The organism is Streptomyces aurantiacus, from assembly GCF_027107535.1.
In the GTDB taxonomy this organism is placed as follows: Bacteria; Actinomycetota; Actinomycetes; order Streptomycetales; family Streptomycetaceae; genus Streptomyces.
This window is the reverse complement of the sequence record NZ_CP114283.1, coordinates 3,040,959-3,057,960: the sequence shown is the minus strand read 5'-3', so window position 1 is coordinate 3,057,960 and position 17,002 is coordinate 3,040,959. Positions and strand designations below refer to the sequence as shown.

General features: G+C 70.3%; 15 protein-coding genes and 1 riboswitch. Of the genes, 6 read left to right on the top strand and 9 right to left on the bottom strand.

The genetic code is table 11. From position 1 onward, the window contains the following. Complete coding sequence (locus O1Q96_RS15225) at positions 1-429, top strand: type II toxin-antitoxin system Rv0910 family toxin (RefSeq protein ID WP_269248670.1); 429 nt, start codon at positions 1-3, stop codon at positions 427-429. Between the two features lie 97 nt (positions 430-526). Here O1Q96_RS15225 and O1Q96_RS15220 read toward each other — a convergent pair whose 3' ends face one another. Continuing rightward, on the bottom strand, positions 527-1,162 hold the full coding sequence (locus O1Q96_RS15220; RefSeq protein WP_269248669.1) for a PadR family transcriptional regulator: 636 nt from the start codon (positions 1,160-1,162) through the stop codon (positions 527-529). Positions 1,163-1,404: 242 nt separating this feature from the next. On the opposite strand from O1Q96_RS15220, the gene O1Q96_RS15215 reads away from it, so the two are divergent. Then, entirely contained in the window at positions 1,405-2,223 is an 819-nt protein-coding gene (locus O1Q96_RS15215; protein WP_269248668.1) for a PhzF family phenazine biosynthesis protein, read from the top strand. A 104-nt stretch (positions 2,224-2,327) separates the two neighbouring features. Here the strand turns inward: O1Q96_RS15215 and O1Q96_RS15210 are convergent, their stop codons facing one another. Then, positions 2,328-3,128 (bottom strand): CPBP family intramembrane glutamic endopeptidase, encoded by an 801-nt coding sequence (locus tag O1Q96_RS15210; RefSeq protein WP_269248667.1) that lies wholly within the window; start codon positions 3,126-3,128, stop codon positions 2,328-2,330. Positions 3,129-3,323: 195 nt separating this feature from the next. On the opposite strand from O1Q96_RS15210, the gene O1Q96_RS15205 reads away from it, so the two are divergent. Next, on the top strand, positions 3,324-5,093 hold the full coding sequence (locus O1Q96_RS15205; protein WP_269248666.1) for a substrate-binding and VWA domain-containing protein: 1,770 nt from the start codon (positions 3,324-3,326) through the stop codon (positions 5,091-5,093). Between the two features lie 4 nt (positions 5,094-5,097). Here O1Q96_RS15205 and O1Q96_RS15200 read toward each other — a convergent pair whose 3' ends face one another. Continuing rightward, a complete protein-coding gene (locus tag O1Q96_RS15200) occupies positions 5,098-6,618 on the bottom strand; it encodes a glutamate-cysteine ligase family protein (RefSeq protein WP_269248665.1) in 1,521 nt (506 codons plus the stop codon). Between the two features lie 673 nt (positions 6,619-7,291). Between O1Q96_RS15200 and O1Q96_RS15195 the strand changes: the two genes are divergently transcribed. Further along, the gene (locus O1Q96_RS15195; protein WP_269248664.1) at positions 7,292-7,882 is read left to right on the top strand and encodes a hypothetical protein; all 591 of its coding nucleotides are present in this window, start codon (positions 7,292-7,294) and stop codon (positions 7,880-7,882) included. Positions 7,883-8,258: 376 nt separating this feature from the next. Next, entirely contained in the window at positions 8,259-8,462 is a 204-nt protein-coding gene (locus O1Q96_RS15190; RefSeq protein WP_331276041.1) for a DUF5999 family protein, read from the top strand. A gap of 104 nt (positions 8,463-8,566) precedes the next feature. On the opposite strand, the gene gcvP is transcribed toward O1Q96_RS15190, so the two are convergent. After that, positions 8,567-11,452, bottom strand: a complete 2,886-nt coding sequence (gcvP, locus tag O1Q96_RS15185) for an aminomethyl-transferring glycine dehydrogenase (protein ID WP_269248662.1) — start codon at positions 11,450-11,452, stop codon at positions 8,567-8,569. Between the two features lie 186 nt (positions 11,453-11,638). Continuing rightward, a riboswitch (glycine riboswitch) is annotated at positions 11,639-11,734 on the bottom strand. Between the two features lie 104 nt (positions 11,735-11,838). On the opposite strand from gcvP, the gene O1Q96_RS15180 reads away from it, so the two are divergent. Next, positions 11,839-12,213: a PRC-barrel domain-containing protein gene (locus O1Q96_RS15180; RefSeq protein ID WP_269248661.1), complete on the top strand. Its 375-nt coding sequence runs from the start codon at positions 11,839-11,841 to the stop codon at positions 12,211-12,213. A gap of 95 nt (positions 12,214-12,308) precedes the next feature. Here the strand turns inward: O1Q96_RS15180 and O1Q96_RS15175 are convergent, their stop codons facing one another. The 5 genes from O1Q96_RS15175 to O1Q96_RS15155 all read right to left on the bottom strand — a co-directional run bounded on the left by O1Q96_RS15175 (position 12,309) and on the right by O1Q96_RS15155 (position 16,946). Next, a complete protein-coding gene (locus tag O1Q96_RS15175) occupies positions 12,309-13,703 on the bottom strand; it encodes a DNA polymerase IV (RefSeq protein WP_269248660.1) in 1,395 nt (464 codons plus the stop codon). Positions 13,704-13,792: 89 nt separating this feature from the next. Further along, positions 13,793-14,425 carry a MerR family transcriptional regulator gene (locus tag O1Q96_RS15170; protein WP_269248659.1) on the bottom strand — a complete coding sequence of 211 codons (633 nt, stop codon included), beginning with the start codon at positions 14,423-14,425 and terminating at the stop codon, positions 13,793-13,795. A 214-nt stretch (positions 14,426-14,639) separates the two neighbouring features. Further along, positions 14,640-15,113 (bottom strand): bifunctional nuclease family protein, encoded by a 474-nt coding sequence (locus O1Q96_RS15165; protein WP_217459876.1) that lies wholly within the window; start codon positions 15,111-15,113, stop codon positions 14,640-14,642. An 86-nt stretch (positions 15,114-15,199) separates the two neighbouring features. Then, positions 15,200-15,934, bottom strand: a complete 735-nt coding sequence (gene ftsR / locus O1Q96_RS15160) for a transcriptional regulator FtsR (RefSeq protein ID WP_269248658.1) — start codon at positions 15,932-15,934, stop codon at positions 15,200-15,202. Between the two features lie 43 nt (positions 15,935-15,977). Beyond that, complete coding sequence (locus tag O1Q96_RS15155; protein ID WP_217459878.1) at positions 15,978-16,946, bottom strand: zinc-ribbon and FHA domain-containing protein; 969 nt, start codon at positions 16,944-16,946, stop codon at positions 15,978-15,980. Positions 16,947-17,002 lie beyond the last annotated feature (56 nt).

The following is a 17,002-nucleotide window of genomic DNA, read 5'->3' as shown; positions in this document are numbered from 1 at the left end:
ATGGCCGAAGTCAGCGCGGAAGCACGGATCGAGGCGCCCCCCGAGAAGGTCTGGGCGCAGCTCACGGACTTCTCCTCGTACGGGGAGTGGAACTCCACGCACACCAGCTTCCCGAAGGGCGGCCCCCAGGTCCTGGAAGTGGGCGGCACCTTCGAGGAGAACATGAAGCTCATGGGCTTCCCCGCCGAGGTCAACTGGACCATCGAGGAGCTGGAGACGGCCCGGACGTTCGCGATCCGCGGCAAGGGGCCGATGTCCGTGATCGTCGCGACCCGCTACACGCTGGCCCCCGAGGGCGAGGCCACCACGGTCCGTATCGACGGCGAGTTCACGGGCGCCGCCGTCTCGCTGATGGCGGGCAAGCTGAAGGACTCGGCGACGGCGGCCCTCAACGAGTCCCTGCGCAAACTGGGCGGGCTGGTTGCCTAGAGGCCTCCACCACACCCCCCTCCGGCACACACGTCAGGGGTACCTCGAAGCCGAGGCACCCCTGGACGCGGCCTGTTCGGCCGGGTGAACCGGGCCATCAGTCCTCGTCGGCGAGGATCAGGTACAGCTTCTTGCGCGAGTCGTTGATGACGGCCAGCGCCTTCTCGCGCTGCTCCTTGCTGCCGGTCTTCCAGACCTGCCCGAACGCCTCCATCAGGCCGAAGCCGGCCTGCCGGATGTCGCTCAGCGCCTCCCAGTCGACCCCGCGCCCCGCGTCCTCCCAGGGCGCTTCCGCTCCCTCGTCGGCGGCGACGCGACCCTCCTCGGTCAGCGAGAACAGCTTTTTGCCGCCCTCGGTCGCATTGCTGATCAGGCCCTCGTCCTCCAGCAGCTGAAGGGTGGGGTACACCGAGCCGGGGCTCGGCTTCCACGCCCCTCCGCTGCGCTCGGCGATCTCCTGGATCATCTCGTAACCATGCATGGGCCGGTCCTTGAGCAGCGCCAGGATCGATGCGCGTACGTCGCCGCGCCGCGCCCTGCCGCGCGGTCCGCCCCGGCCTCCGCGCCCGCCCCAGGGGCCCGGACCGAATCCGGGACCGCCGAAGCCGGGCCCGAAGGGACCGAAGGCCGCACGCCGCCCTTCGAAGCCGCCCCGACCGGGCCCGCCGTGGCCGTGCCCACGACCGTGACCGGGGCCGAAGCCCGGTCCGTATTCCTCTCCATGGGAACGCATCGCCATCACTCCATTCCATCGTTGATCTGTCGCGATGCGTCAACGATATATCGGAATAGGTCGCGCGACAAGGTTCTGCCGACAAATGAACGCAGCCTCCCCTTGCCGCCCAGGTCAGGAGCGCCGCGCCCCGATCCCGCCGCCTGTCCACCGCCCGCGATCACCGGCAGGACCCAGCACCGGTCCACCGGTCGCGAATTGGCCTTGGCCGACGCCTCCGATCCGCGCATAACGTCGTGCGCATGCGGATTCGTATCGTCGACGCCTTCACCGACCGCCCCTTCGCCGGCAACCCGGCCGGGGTCCTCCTCCTCGACGCCTCGACGTCCTTCCCGGACGACACCTGGCTGCAGAACGTGGCACTGGAGGTCAACCACGCCGAGACGGCCTTCGCCCACCCCCTCCCGGAGGGCGGTGACGCCGACTGGGCACTTCGCTGGTTCACCCCCGCCGCCGAGGTCGCGATGTGCGGCCACGCGACACTCGCCACCGCTCACGTGCTGGCCACCACGGGGGCGGCGCGGGGCCCCGTACGGTTCGCGACCAGGAGCGGTGTGCTCGTCGCGACCGCGCTCGACGACGGCTCCATCACGATGGACTTCCCGACCGCCCCGCTCACCGCCGTCGCGAACCCGCCGGGCGTCGCCGAGGCCCTGGGCGCCGAGCCGCTCACCACGCACGACACCGGCCCGGACATCGGCGACCTGCTCGTCGAACTCGCCGACGAGAAGACGGTCCTGGGCCTGGCCCCCGACCTCGTGGCCCTCGGCCGCCACTCGGAACGAGGCATCATCGCGACGGCCCGCGCCGAAGATCCCTCCAGGGGCTACGACTTCGTCTCCCGCTGCTTCTTCCCGAACATCGGCATCGACGAGGACCCGGTCACCGGCAGCGCCCACACGGCCCTCGCCCCGTTCTGGTCCGAGCGCCTCGGCCGGGCCGAACTCACCGGCCTCCAGGCCTCGTCCCGCTCCGGACGGGTCCGCACGGAGCTCAGGGGCGAGCGCACGTTCCTCTCCGGCCGTGCGGTCACCGTGATCGAGGGCGACCTGCTCGTGTGACCGGCACGAGCAGGCCGTGAACAGCACAAAGGGGCGTACGACCGGCTCGTACGCCCCTCACTCCTCACGCCCCCGACATGCCGCGCAGGTGCCGGCCGCTCCGCTCAGGCGGTGGGCAGCCACCCCACCTTGCCCGCCAGCAGCGCGTATCCCACGAACGCCCCGATGTCGAGGAGCGAGTGGGCGACCACCAGCGGACCGACCCGGCCCCAGCGGCGGTACAGATAGACGAAGACCACGCCCATCACCATGTTGCCGATGAACCCGCCGATGCCCTGGTAGAGGTGGTACGAGCCGCGCAGCACCGAGCTGGCCACCAGGGCGGAGACCGGCGTCCAGCCCAACTGGTCGAGGCGGCGCAACAGATACCCGACGACGATGACCTCCTCCAGCACCGAGTTCTGGATCGCGGAGAGGATCAGGACGGGGAACTTCCACCACACGTCGGGCAGGGCCTCGGGCACCACGGTGAGATTGAAGCCGAAACCGCGCGCCGCCAGGTAGAAGGCGATACCGGAGCTGCCGATCACCGCGGCGATCGCGGCGCCCCGGCCCAGATCGGGCCACGGACGGGTGCGGTCGAAGCCGAGCGTGCGCAGCCCCTTGCCCTCGCGGAGCAGGAAGTGGGCGACCAGGGCGACCGGCACCAGCGCGGACGCGATCCCGAACAGCTGCCAGGCCAGATCGAGCCACGGACGGCCGGGCGCGGCCGAGGCGTTGAGCGTGGCCGCCTGATCCTTCAGACCTCCCGGTCTGGTGACCGACCCGACAAAGCTGATCAGCGCGGAGACCCCGCTCGCCCCGAGCGAGACCCCCAGTACGAGCAACGTCTCGTCGCGGAGGATCCGCCGCGTGGGCCGTTCCCCGGGAAAGGAATCAGCCACCGGCCCCTGCCCCACCTGCACGCATGCCTCCAGTTGAGTAATCCCCGCCTCATCCCCGTCTTCGCCCCGCTAGGGTCTCGAAAGAAGTTGCGAAGATCGTGCGCGACGGGCCGTCGGTGGACGGACGTCATGCGGGGCGCATCCCCCTTGTGCCATACCATTCGGCCGTTTCCGGCTTCTACGGCTCAAGGCTCGATCAGGGAGGGGCACACCGTCATGGGACGTCACAGCTTGCCCGACGGGCCGCGAAGGGGCCGCACCGGCCCCCGGTCACGCATTCCGCGCCGCAACGTGGCACTCGCGGCGGGCCTCGCGCTCGCCCTCGCCGCCGGCACCGCGGCCGCGGTCGACGGCGGCCCGCTCTCCTTCGGCTCGTCCTGCTGGGACAGCGCCGTCCGCCTCAGGATCGTCGCCGCTCCCGGCATCGCGCCCGCTCTCAAGGACGCGGCCGGCTACGCACGGGACAACGACGTGACGTCCGACGGCAGCTGCCTCGACATCAGCGTGACCGCCCGGGACACCTACGAGGTCATGGACGACCTGCGGTCGCGGCGCAAGGGCGCGACCGACTTCGAGGCGTGGGTACCGGACTCTGGCGTGTGGGTGAACCGGGTCCTGGCGGACGACCGGTCGATTCCGGTGACCCCGGCCGGCAATGTCGCCCTGTCCCCCATCGCCGTCGCCATGATCCCCACGGCGGCGAAGTCCCTCGGCTGGCCCGAGAAGCAGTACTCCTGGACCGAGCTGACCGGCGCGGCCATGACGAGCGACCGCCTGAAGCTCGGCGCGGGCGACCCCTCGCGCAGTGCCACCGGCCTGCTCGCGCTGACCCAGCTGAACCACGCGGCGAGCGGGTCGAAGGACGGCGACACGCAGGCGGCCGCCACCGCGAAGGCCCTGTCGCAGCGCACCTCCGACAACGACGGCCAGGTCCTGGAGACCCTGCCGCGCGACCTCTCCGCCGCCGAGCAGGGCAACCCGAGGCGCAATCAGGCGCTGATCCTCGCCGAGCAGGCGGCGTTCGCGTACAACGCGTCGGCGGACAGCGGCGACGACCTCGACCTGTTCTATCCGAAGGACGGCTCGCCCCGCCTCGACCACCCGTTCGCACTGGTCGACGAACCGACGCTGACCACCGACGAGAGCCGGGCGGCGCTGCGGTTCATGACACTCCTCGGCGAGCCCGAGGGGCGCAGAATCCTGGAGAAGCACGGTTTCCGTACGGACGACGACGAGGCCCCGGCCGGCCTGGTCGCCGGAGCGGGAGGCCGAGCGCCGCAGCCGTACACGGTGCTGCCGGACGAACCGATCACGGACAAGGAGATCGAGGAGGCCCTCGGCATGTGGACGATCACCGTGCAGAGCGCCCGTCTGACCACGGTCGTCGATGCCTCCTCGTCCATGTCGGACCCGGTGCCGGGCACCAGCGAGTCCCGGATGGCCGTGACCAGGGCGGCGCTGCTCCAGGCCCTGACCACCTTCACCCCGGAGGACGAGGTCGGGCTGTGGACGTTCTCCACGAAGCTCGACGGCAAGCGCGACTACCGCGTCCTCGTGCCGACCGACCGGCTCGGCGACCAGGTGGGCAGCGGTACGCAGCGGGACCGGCTGTCGGCGGCCTTCCGTGGCCTCAAGCCGGTGCCGGACGGTGCGACCGGCCTGTACGACACCACCCTGGCCGCGTACAAGGCGGCCACGGCCTCCTATCGCAAGGGCAAGTTCAACGCGGTGGTCCTGCTGACCGACGGTGTGAACCAGGACCCCGGGAGCATCTCGCGCTCCAGCCTCGTCGCCGAGCTCCGCAGGATCACCGACCCGGAGCGCCCCGTGCCTCTGATCGCGATCGCGGTGGGCCCGGAGGCCGACAAGGACGAGCTGGGCGAAATCGCCGAGGCGACCGGCGGGTCGGGCCATCTGGTCACCGACCCGTCCCAGATCCACTCGGTGATCCTGAAGGCCGTCGTTCGGGCGGGCGACAGAAACTGACCCCTCACCCCAGCGGGACGGCCGGCTCGCGCAACCCGACCGGCCAGGTGTGCACCGGCTCACCGAGGTGCATCAGCTCGCAGTACCGCTGCGTCGTGGCGGCCAGCGCGGCATCCCGCCCCATGCCGCTCTCCAGCGCCTTGTGGAACGTACGCGACTGCCAGGAGGCTCCGTTGACCCCTCGCTTGCACCGCTCCTCGATCACACCGAGGTAGAGGTCCCGGTCGGCCGGCTCGACGCCCCACGCGTCCAGCCCCTGCGCGGCGAGCGGCAGCAGCTCGTCCAGCACCAGCTGTACCGCGGGCACCCGCGTGACCCCGCCGTACCGGCCGCGCCGCGGCCACTCCATGCGGGCGTCGATGCCGTACCGGCAGGCGTGGTCGAAGTTGGCGGCCGCTGCCTCGAAGGGCAGCCGGGTCCAGACGGGCCGTGCCTCGGCGGCCAGTGCGCGTACGAGCCCGTAGTAGAAGGCCGCGTTGGCGACGACGTCGATCACGGTGGGGCCCGCCGGCAGCACCCTGTTCTCGACGCGCAGATGCGGGACACCGTCGGCGATGCCGTACACCGGGCGGTTCCAGCGGTAGACGGTGCCGTTGTGGAGCACGAGTTCGGCGAGCTTCGGGATGCCTCCCTCGTCGAGGACGCGCAGCGGGTCCTCCTCGTCGCGGATGGGCAACAGCGGAGGAAAGAAGCGCAGGTTCTCCTCGAAGAGGTCGTACGCCGAGGAGATCCACCGTTCGCCGAACCAGGTCCGCGGCCTCACCCCCTGCGCCTGGAGCTCGGGCGGGCGGGTGTCGGTGGACTGCTGGAACAGCGGCGGCCGGGACTCGCGCCACAGCTCACGGCCGAAGAGGAACGGCGAGTTGGCGCCGACCGCGATCTGGGCCGCGGCGGCGGCCTGCGCCGCGTTCCACACATCGGCGAACCGTCCGGGTGTGACCTGGAGATGCAACTGCACCGAGGTGCAGGCCGCTTCGGGCGCGATGGACGCCGAGGTGCAGCTGAGCCGCTCCACACCCTCGATGTCCAGCGTGAAGTCCTCGCCGCGGGCCGCCACGATCTGGTCGTTGAGCAGCGTGTAGCGGTCCACGTCAGAGAGGTTCGCGGAGACCAGGTCGTCGCGGGCGAGGGTCGGCAGAATACCGATCATCACAATCCCGGCATCGACCTCGTTCGCCTTCCGGTGGGCATACGCGAACGAGGTCCGCAGCTCCTCCGCGAGACGGTCGAATACACGACCCTCAAGCCGATGGGGAGCAATGTTGACTTCCAGGTTGAACATGGCGAGTTCTGTTTGGAAATCACGGCTCGCGATGCGTTCGAGTACTTGCGCATTCATCATTCTCGGCATGCCGTCGGACCCCGCCAGATTCAGCTCGATCTCCAGTCCCATGAGATTCTTGGGACGGTCGAACTGCTTCTCCGCCAACAAGCGCGCCAGCCCCGCCAGGCACTGCTGGAGCTTTTCGCGGTACCGTCGGCGATCGGACAGGCCGATCGGCCCCGCCACGACCTTCTCCCCCATCGAAGCTTCCCTCCTCGACTGGGCAGCCCGAAGAACCGGCCGCTGGTGTCCCGGGGTCACGGGGGATGATGCCCAGGCAATGTGATCGATAACGCCCCGGAAGGATCCCCCGGGCACTAGTCTGAACGCGGTGTTCTCCGGGCACATTCACCAGGCATGAGTCATCGCGTTGTTTTTGGCGATCGGCACTGTCGTGAAAAGCACCGACGAGAACCGGCCGACCACCTCGGTGGCATATCCCGAGGTCATCGTCGAGTACCCCTGGAGAACCAGGAGCAAACACACGTAACGACGACCGAATTGTCTCTTGCCTTTAATGTGCGAAGCGGTTAGATGAAACATCGTCTGAACACGTTTCGTATAAACTCCGCGAACGAGGCAGAGAGTTGACGCTCGCGGTCGCGGGGACTGTCGTCGAAGTGACGTCGTTCGCACGAAGGGCGGGCCGCGCGGTGTGGGTGCGTGCGATCGCAAAGGCGCCGGAGGGATCTCGTGGCGAAGCCGCGAAGACCTTCCGGCAACTCTGCGAGCACGCGTGCCGGTCACCGCGCGGCAGCCGTCGCTTCGACGACAGGCCCCACGCGCCCCCAGCCCCCTCTGACCCCGAGAGCTGACAGCGCCGTCCGCCCCCGCCCTCGCGCCACCATGCCTGTCTAATGAGAGGCGACCCACCATGCCGCTGCACGTCCCTCTGGCTCCCGCGCCCGCACTGCGCACCGTCCTCACGGCCCTCGGTTCCCCCACCGCGGTCCGCGAGGCACGCACCCCGTCCCTGCGCAGCGCCCAGGGGCCCCTCACAGCCGAACACCCGCTGCCCGTCCACGTACTGGACCACATCACGTCGACGGGCGCCTCCACCACCCGGCTGGCCGGGTGGCGTTTCCTCGTCCACTGCGGTGATCGGGCCATAGCAGCCGCGGAGACCAGGCTGACCCCCGACGGATGGGCCTTCTCCCACTTCTTCGAAGGTCCGTACATCACCGCCACCGAACGCGCTCTGCGCCAGGCGGAGACGACGCCCGGGCCGTACCAGCCACGCCTGCTCTCCGTACCCGCGCTCTACATGCTCACACTCTGGCTGCACGGGGACTGCGGCGCCGACGGCGCCGAGGGCCGCCCCGCCGCCACCGACCTGCTCGTACCGCTGGCGCCCGCCCCGCCGGGCATCGCCGCGCACCGACCGCACCGCGTGGCCGAGCTGCTGCCCGTCCTGACACATCGGCTCACACCGACGCCCGCCCCCCTGCTCGGCTCACCCGCCTGAGCACACCCCCGGCTTCCGTGCCCCGCGGCCCCACCCGGCCGCGGGGCACTCCGCTGTGCGCGGGACCGGTGGGAAGGGGATTGCGTGGAGTGACGTCAGGAGAACGCAGCGCACCCCCGGCCCGTACGGACTAGCCCCATCTAGCCACTCCGAACCACCCGAAGTGACAGCTCAGTTGGAATGAACCGTCCGCACGGGTGATGCGTCCTCAACCTGTGAGGAGCGCTGCCGCGAAATCCCTGCGGATTGACGCCCGTAGGGCAACACTGGGTCTGAACCATCTGACAAACGGGGGGCGGCAATGAGCATCAGTTCGAGCCGCGGGACAGACACGACACCGAACACCGACGTCACACCACAGCGAAAGATCCCATCAATGTGCCAGCACCAGCCACCGTGCCCGACAGCCGACTCCGCCGACCGGGAAGCAGCGCTCCTCGCGGCGCACCACCCGGAACAGGGATGGAGCCTGCTGTGCAACGGCGTCCTGCTCTTCGAGGACACCGGTGAGCTCCTGCCGGACGGCCGGATCATCGCCCCGCACCGGCCTCTGGCCACGGACGTGATGACCGCCGCCTGAGCGGCACGGCGCACCACGGGCGGCGGGGCAGGCCGCCCGGACAGAAAAAGGGGCCGGCCCGGGAAGCACTCCCGGAACCGGCCCCGACGCATGAGCGGGAGCGACTACTCCTCGTAGGCGTCCAGCGGCGGGCAGGAACAGACCAGGTTCCGGTCGCCGTACGCCTGGTCGATGCGCCGCACCGGCGGCCAGTACTTGTCCGCGGCCGACACACCCGCCGGGAAGACGGCTTCCTCACGGCTGTACGCGTGCTCCCACGCGCCGCCGAGCGCCGCGGCCGTGTGCGGCGCGTTCCGCAGCGGGTTGTCGTCCACGGCCCACTCCCCCGAGCCGACCTTCTCGATCTCCGCGCGAATGGCGATCATCGCCTCGCAGAACCGGTCGAGCTCGATCAGGTCCTCGCTCTCGGTCGGCTCGATCATCAGCGTGCCGGCCACCGGGAACGACATCGTCGGCGCGTGGAACCCGTAGTCGATGAGCCGCTTGGCGACGTCGTCGACGCTCACGCCGGTCGCCTTGGTCAGCGGCCGCAGGTCGATGATGCACTCGTGCGCCACCAGCCCGCCGGGACCGGTGTAGAGCACCGGATAGTGCGGCTCCAGACGCTTGGCCACGTAGTTGGCACTGAGTACGGCAACCTGTGTGGCCCGCTTGAGCCCCTCACCGCCCATGAGACGGACGTAGGCCCACGAGATGGGCAGGATGCCCGCGGAGCCCCAGGGAGCCGCGGAGATGGGTCCCACGCCCGTCTCCGGGCCGGCCGCGGGCTGCAGCGGGTGGTTCGGCAGGTAGGGCGCCAGGTGCGCGCGTACGCCGACCGGGCCGACACCCGGGCCCCCGCCGCCGTGCGGGATGCAGAACGTCTTGTGCAGGTTGAGGTGCGAGACGTCGCCGCCGAAGTGACCCGGCTTGGCCAGTCCCACCAGCGCGTTGAGGTTGGCGCCGTCCACGTAGACCTGGCCACCCGCCTCGTGCACCTGCGCGCAGATGTCGGCGACGTGCTCCTCGAACACCCCGTGCGTCGAGGGGTACGTGATCATCAGCACGGACAGCTCGTCGCGGTACTGCTCGATCTTGGCCCGCAGGTCCTCGACGTCGATCTCGCCGTCCTCGGCGGTCTTCACTACGACGACCTTCATCCCGGCCATCACCGCGCTGGCCGCGTTCGTGCCGTGCGCGGAGGACGGGATCAGGCAGACGGTGCGCTGCTCGTCGCCGTTGGCCCGGTGGTATCCGCGGACGGCCAGCAGACCGGCCAGCTCGCCCTGCGAGCCCGCGTTGGGCTGCAGCGACACCTTGTCGTAACCGGTGACCTCGGCGAGCTGCTCCTCGAGCTCACCGATGAGCGTGAGGTAGCCCTGCGCCTGCTCGGCGGGCGCGAAGGGGTGCAGCTGCCCGAACTCGGGCCAGGTGACCGGCTCCATCTCGGTGGTCGCGTTCAGCTTCATGGTGCACGAACCGAGCGGGATCATGCCCCGGTCGAGCGCGTAGTCGCGGTCCGCGAGCCGGCGCAGGTAGCGCAGCATCGCGGTCTCGGAGCGGTACTGGTGGAAGACCGGGTGCGCGAGGTACGTGTCGGTGCGCAGCAGCGGGTCCGGCAGCGTGTCCTGCGCCGTCGCGTCCAGTGCCGCCACGTCACCGTCGACTCCGAACGCCGCCCAGACGGCGCCCAGCTGGGCCCGCGTCGTCGTCTCGTCACAGGCGAGGGACAGGTGGTCGGCGTCGACCGGGCGAAGGTTGACCCCGCCCTGGCGTGCGGCCGCGAGCACCTCGGCGGCCCGGCCCGGCACCCGGACGGTGAGCGTGTCGAAGTACGCCTCGTGGACGACTTCGACGCCGCCCGCCGCCAGGCCCGCGGCGAGGATCGTGGCGTACCGGTGGGTGCGCCGGGCGATGGCCCGAAGGCCCTCGGGACCGTGGTGGACGGCGTACATGCCGGCCATCACGGCGAGCAGTACCTGAGCCGTACAGATGTTGCTGGTCGCCTTCTCACGGCGGATGTGCTGCTCGCGCGTCTGCAGGGCGAGCCGGTACGCCTTGTCGCCGTCCGCGTCGACCGAGACGCCGACGAGCCGTCCGGGCAGGCTGCGCGCGAACTTCTCGCGCACGGCCATGTATCCGGCGTGGGGCCCGCCGAAGCCCATCGGCACGCCGAAACGCTGTGTCGTGCCGACGGCGATGTCGGCGCCCAGTTCACCGGGCGGGGTGAGCAGCGTCAGGGCGAGCAGGTCGGCGGCGACGGTGACGACCGCTCCCAGCTCGTGCGCCTGCTCGACGACGGGCCCGAGATCGCGGACGGCTCCGGAGGCACCGGGGTACTGGAGGAGCACGCCGTTGATCTCGCGCTCGGCGAGCTCGGCGGGGATGCCCTCGCTCAGGTCGGCGACGACGACCTCGACGCCGGTGGGCTCGGCGCGGGTCTCGATCACGGCGATGGTCTGCGGCATCGTGTCCGCGTCTATGAGGAAGAGGCCCTTCTTGTTCTTCCCCATGCGCCGCGACAGCGCCATGGCCTCGGCGGCCGCCGTGCCTTCGTCGAGGAGCGACGCACCGGAGGTCGGCAGACCCGTCAGGTCGGCGACGACGGTCTGGAAGTTGAGCAGCGCTTCCAGGCGGCCCTGCGAGATCTCCGGCTGGTACGGCGTGTACGCCGTGTACCAGGCGGGGTTCTCCATGACGTTGCGCAGGATGACGGGCGGCGTGAACGTGCCGTAGTAGCCGAGCCCGATCATCGAGTCCAGCACCTGGTTGCGGTCCGCGAGGGAACGCAGCTCGGCCAGCACCTCGGCCTCGGAGCGGGCGCCCGGCAGATCGAGCGTGTCGGCGTTCTTGATCACGTCCGGCACCGCGGCGGCCGTCAGCTCGTCGAGCGAGCCGTACCCCACCTGCGCGAGCATCTTGGCCCGGGCTTCGGTGTCGGGCCCGATGTGACGCTGCTCGAAGGGGATTCCCTGTTCGAGCTCGGAGAGCGGAATACGATGGGCGGTCATTGCGGAGGCCTCCTGGTCTGACGACCTTCGAGGGGCACCACGGCGTGGGGGTGCCCGAACGGCCTCCCCCTCTGTCATCTCAACCTGAGAGCTTCACCGGCCCGCCACGAGGGCGCGCCGACTTTCACCGTCGGTGAGAGCGGAACCCGTCGAACACCCGTACACCGCTCTGCTTTCCAGAGTGACCTCGTCCGTGCGGTACGTGAGCCTGAGAGATTCCGGGGAGGATTTGCTCCTTCGGCGCCTCCGATGAAGCCTGGAGGACTCTCCCGCACGGGGTCAGCAGCCGTTGCCCAGCGTACCAGCGGGGTTCCCTCGAGTGGCCGCCCTCCTCAAAGTGCTCTTTCGTAGTGCTTACGGATGAGTTGCGAGCAGCTGGAGGGCCCGTGCAGACCGACATCGATCCGCGCAACCTGATAGGCCGCAAGGCGTTCGACCGCAACGGCACGAGGATCGGCACGGTCGACGAGGTCTACCTCGACGACGCGACCGGCGTACCGGAGTGGGCGGCCATACGCACCGGCCTGTTCAGCCGCGACGCCTTCGTCCCGCTGGAGCCCAGCGAGCTGGTCGGCGGATCCCTGCGCATCCCCTTCGAGCGCGCCCTGATCAAGGACGCCCCGGACTTCGGCGTGGGCCGCCATCTCTCCCCGGAACAGGAACTGCAGCTCTACCACCACTACGGCCTGGACGTGGGCCCGCCTCCCCCCTTCCCGGACCATGACTTCGGCCACCTGGCGGGCAAGGACGAAGCCCCGTAGAAACCCCTTCACAGGCGCGGGCGACTGCGGCTCCTCGGGGCGCTGGAAACCGCGCGACCGGTCGCAGGCCGCCCGCACGCTCGAAAGAGCCTCGGTCACCCCTCCCCGGCCGCCGCGGGCGACCCCGCGGGCACCCCCGCATCGCCGGGTCTTCGCTCCACCAACGGCAACGGCTCCGCCACCTCCAACGCGGGGTCGTCGACCCGGAACGTCCGTACCCGCCCCGGCGCGGACCCCGGCGTCTCGAACCGCACAGTCACCCGCCCCACCCCGCTCCCCTGCACCCACCCGTGCCCGAACTCGGCATGGCGCACATCGTGCCCCGCGTGCCACCGCCGCTCGGCTACGGGCACCGGCTCCACGGCCGGCTCTACTGCCACTTCCTCACCGGAACCCACCGGCTCCCCCGCGGCAGCGGCCCCGGCCTGGGCGAAGAGATCCTCCTGCGTGTAGTCGGCGAGCCCCGAGACCCCGACCCCCAGCAGCCGTACGCCTCCCGTGGTGTCCACGGACTCCAGCAGCCGCGCCGCCGCCTCCCGCACCACCGCGGGATCGTCCGTCGGCCCTCGCAGCGTCTCGGACCGGGTGAGTGTGGAGAAGTCGTACCGCCGCACCTTCAGCACGATGGTCCGCCCCGACAGGTGCGCGCCCCGCAGCCGCTGGACACACCGGTCCGCGAGCCGCTGCACCTCCGTCCGCACACGCACCCTCTCGTGGATGTCCACGTCGTACGTGTCCTCGACGGACACCGACTTGGTGTCCCGCTCCGCCACCACGGCCCGCTCGTCACGGGCCAGCGCCATCGCGTACAGACCGACCCCGTGCGCCTTCCCCAGCAGCCGTACGAGCTCGTCCTCGCCCGCCTCCGCGAGCTCCCCGACCGTGGTGATCCCGGCCCGCCGCAGGTGGTCCCCCGTGGCGGGTCCCACGCCCGGCAGGATGCGCACCGACATGGGCGCGAGCAGTTCCCGCTCGCTGCCCGGCTCGATCAGCACGAGCCCGTCGGGCTTGGCCTGCTCGGAGGCGATCTTCGCGAGCATCTTGGAGGCGGCGAGCCCCACCGATCCGGTCAGCCCGGTGACGGCCCGGATGTCCGCGCGCAGCTTCCCCGCGGCCAGCCGCGCCGACCCCTCGTCCCAGGCCGCCTGCCCGGCCTCCAGGTCCACGAACGCCTCGTCCAGGCTGAGCGGCTCCACCAGCGGCGACAGCTCCCGCAGCAGCCCCATCACCTGCTCGCTGATCTGCCGGTAGAGCCCGAAGCGCGGTACGAGGTACGCGGCGTTCGGCGCCAGGCGGCGGGCCTGCGCCATGGGCATCGCCGAATGCACCCCGAAGACCCGTGCCTCGTACGAGCAGGTGGCGACCACGCCGCGAGGCCCGAGGCCGCCCACGATGACCGCCTTCCCGCGCAGGCTCGGCTTGGCTGCCTGCTCCGCCGAGGCGAAGAAGGCATCCATGTCGAGATGCAGGATCGTGGGCGCGGTTCTCACATCACCGATGCTGCCCTACGCCACTGACAATGCCCCGGCACACGCCTTGGGAGCCGCGCCGGACCTCCGCGACCCGCCGGGCCGCCGGGTCAGACCGCGCGGTTCCGGCGCCGCGCCAGTTCGTCCGTGGGATTGGTCCCGACGAGGGTCTCGCCCGTGTCCACACGCTCCCCGTGCAGCTGCGAGAGCGCACTCTCCACGTCCCGCCACACGACGCCCACGGCGATGCCGAAGATGCCCTGACCGCCCTGGAGAAGCGCGTGGACCTCGTCCGGCGAGGAACACTCGTAGACCGTGGCGCCGTCGCTCATCAGCGTCATCCGCTCCAGGTCGAGAAATCCGCGCTCCCTGAGGTGCTGGACCGTGGTGCGGATGTTCTGCAGCGAGACCCCTGTGTCGAGGAACCGCTTGACGATCTTCAGGACGACCACGTCCCGGAAGCTGTAGAGCCGCTGCGTCCCCGACCCGTAGGCGGCCCGCACGCTCGGCTCGACCAGCCCGGTCCTGGCCCAGTAGTCCAGCTGCCGATAGGTGATCCCCGCGGCCGCGCAGGCCGTGGGGCCGCGATAACCGATCTCCTCGCACGCCACCTCACCGTCCTCCGGCACCGCGGTCGGCCGCTGTACGTGATCGGCCGCGCTGCTGTAAAGCGGGTACGGGCCGCTCTCCCCCAGACCGTGTCCGGGGGCACCCCCAGCCGTACCGTCGCCGCTGCTTCTCACGCCGACCTCCGTCCTTGACCTGCCTTCTCGACGGTAGGCAGTCACCAGGGGCGCGTCAACGATCGCCACACTCGGCACGCCGGGTGATAATCACCCTGAGAGTGGTTTCCCGTGCCCCACCGCGGGGAAAGGCTAGCCGAATGCGCTCGGAACGGACGCCGCACGGCCTGTCGTCCGACCGCCCCGGAGGGTCACCACCGGGCGTCCGTGCCGGTCACTGGCTGTTGGTACCGAAGTCCTCGGGCGAGATCTGGTCGAGGAACTCGCGGAACTTCTCCACCTCGTCCTCCTGCTCGTCCGGGATCGCGATGCCGGCGTCGTCCAGGACCCCGTCGCTGCCGTAGATGGGCGTCCCGGTGCGCAGAGCGAGAGCTATGGCGTCCGACGGCCGGGCACTGACCTCGACACCGCTGGCGAACACCAGCTCCGCGTAGAAGACGCCCTCCCGCAGATCCGTGATGCGCACTTCGGTCAGCTCCTGGCCGACGGCGTCCAGCACGTCCTTGAACAGGTCGTGGGTCAGCGGTCGCGCGGGAGCCATGCCCTGCTGTGCGAAGGCGATCGCCGTCGCCTCCCCCGGCCCGATCCAGATGGGGAGGTAACGGTCGCCTCCCACTTCACGCAGGAGCACGATCGGTTGGTTGGAGGGCATTTCGACCCGGACACCTACGACGTCGAGCTCGTTCACACAGCAACCCTAGGCCGTGCCCGGCACCTTTGGGTAGTCGGGCACGGAATGGGTGCCCCATCCCACGTTCCGCGCGGGCCCTCGGTTCAGGGCAGCCGCACTCCGAGCGCGGACTGGACCAGCGCGGCATGCAGCCTCACCGCGAGGCCCGCCAGCTCCTTGGTGCGTTCCTGCGCGTGTGCCCTGGTCTGCGGGTTGCGATGGAGCCGCAGGGGTGCCACGACCTGGTCCACGAGCCCGGCCTCCCGGTCGGCGGCGGCCTTCACGGCGCGCAGGTGCCGTGGCTCGATCCCGAACCTCCCGAGTTCCTGGACCAGTCCGGCCACGGTGACCGCCTCGGCGTCGTACACGCCGTCCAGCAGCGGAGTGATGAGTCCGTACGACTCCCACTCGTCGAGCTCCTGCTCGTCGATCTCGGCGGCGGCCAGCAGCTCGGCCCGCCCGATCCGGGCCACCGTGGGCCCCTCGGGCTCGCTCAGGGCCTCACCGTCGCGCTGACGCCCCACGGACGGCAACGGCACCGCCTCGCCGCGCTCCATGGCGTCCAGGTGCTCGCGGATCACTTTCAGGGGCAGGTAGTGGTCCCGCTGCATTCTCAGGACGTGGCCAAGACGCTCGACGTCGTCCGGGCTGAACTTCCGGTACCCCGACGGTGTCCGCTGCGGCTCGATGAGCCCCTCGGACTCCAGAAAACGGATCTTGGAGACGGTGACCTCGGGGAACTCGTCACGCAGCACGTTCAGTACCGTGCCGATGCTCATCAGCCCGTTGTCCGTGGCGGCGGCGCCGTTTCCGGCACCGCCGCTCGGTGTTCGAAGCATGGACCTTCCCTGGGGGTCTCCCCGGACAAAGTCTGGGGGAGGGTCAGATGCCCCGCTGGCTCGCGTAGAAGACCAGCCGGTACTTGCCGATCTGCACCTCGTCACCGTTCGACAGAGGGACCCGGTCGATCCGCTCCCGGTTGACGTACGTGCCGTTGAGGCTGCCGACGTCCGCCACCGTGAACGAGCCGTCGGGCTCACGGCGGAACTCCACATGGCGTCGCGACACGGTCACGTCGTCCAGGAAGATGTCGCTCTGCGGATGACGGCCCGCGGTGGTCAGCTCGCCGTCCAGCAGGAAGCGGCTGCCCGAATTGGGCCCCCGCCGCACCACCAGGAGCGCCGAGCCGAGCGGCAGCGCGTCGACCGCGGCCTGCGCCTCGGGCGAGAGCATCGGCATCTGTGTCTGGCCGGTCACCTCGGCGTCGTAGGCCTCGAGACCCGAGATGGAGATCGTCGAGGTGGTCTCCGACGGACGCTCCGGGGTCGCCCCCGCCCGCAGCGGCGCACCACAGTTCGAGCAGAAGCGGCTCGCTTCCGCGTTGCGGTTACCGCACCTCGTACACACCAGGGCCGACATGGACGGATCCTCCTGCCGCGGCTGCCCCGCCGGGGCATTGGACGCGTACGGGTCGGAGCCGAATCCACCACCCGTACCCGAGGCTGACGGGTCCCCGAAACCTATGCGTCCCGACTGGGCAGGGTCAACAGACGGCGCGCCCTGACCACCGGAAATGTCACCGCCCGGCCCACCGACCTGGTCCCTGAACAGCGGGCGGTCTCCCTGCTCCTCGGCGTCCGAGGGGCGTGCACGGTGCCGGGCAGTGGCGTTGTCGCTGCCCTCTCGTGCGCTCTTGCCGAACAACTTCCCAAACAACTTCACGGGCGATTCCCCTTGACCGAAACAGACCCGCCCGTGGGGCAGGACGAACCCTGATTGCACACACCGGTCGAGCCGGACACCCTCACAACGTCCGTATCCACCAGACAGTTTCCACCACGCACCACCCATTCGGTGCGTCGACCCCCCGCAACCTCATGCCCTCGCGGAGCGGCCTCCAAGCGCCC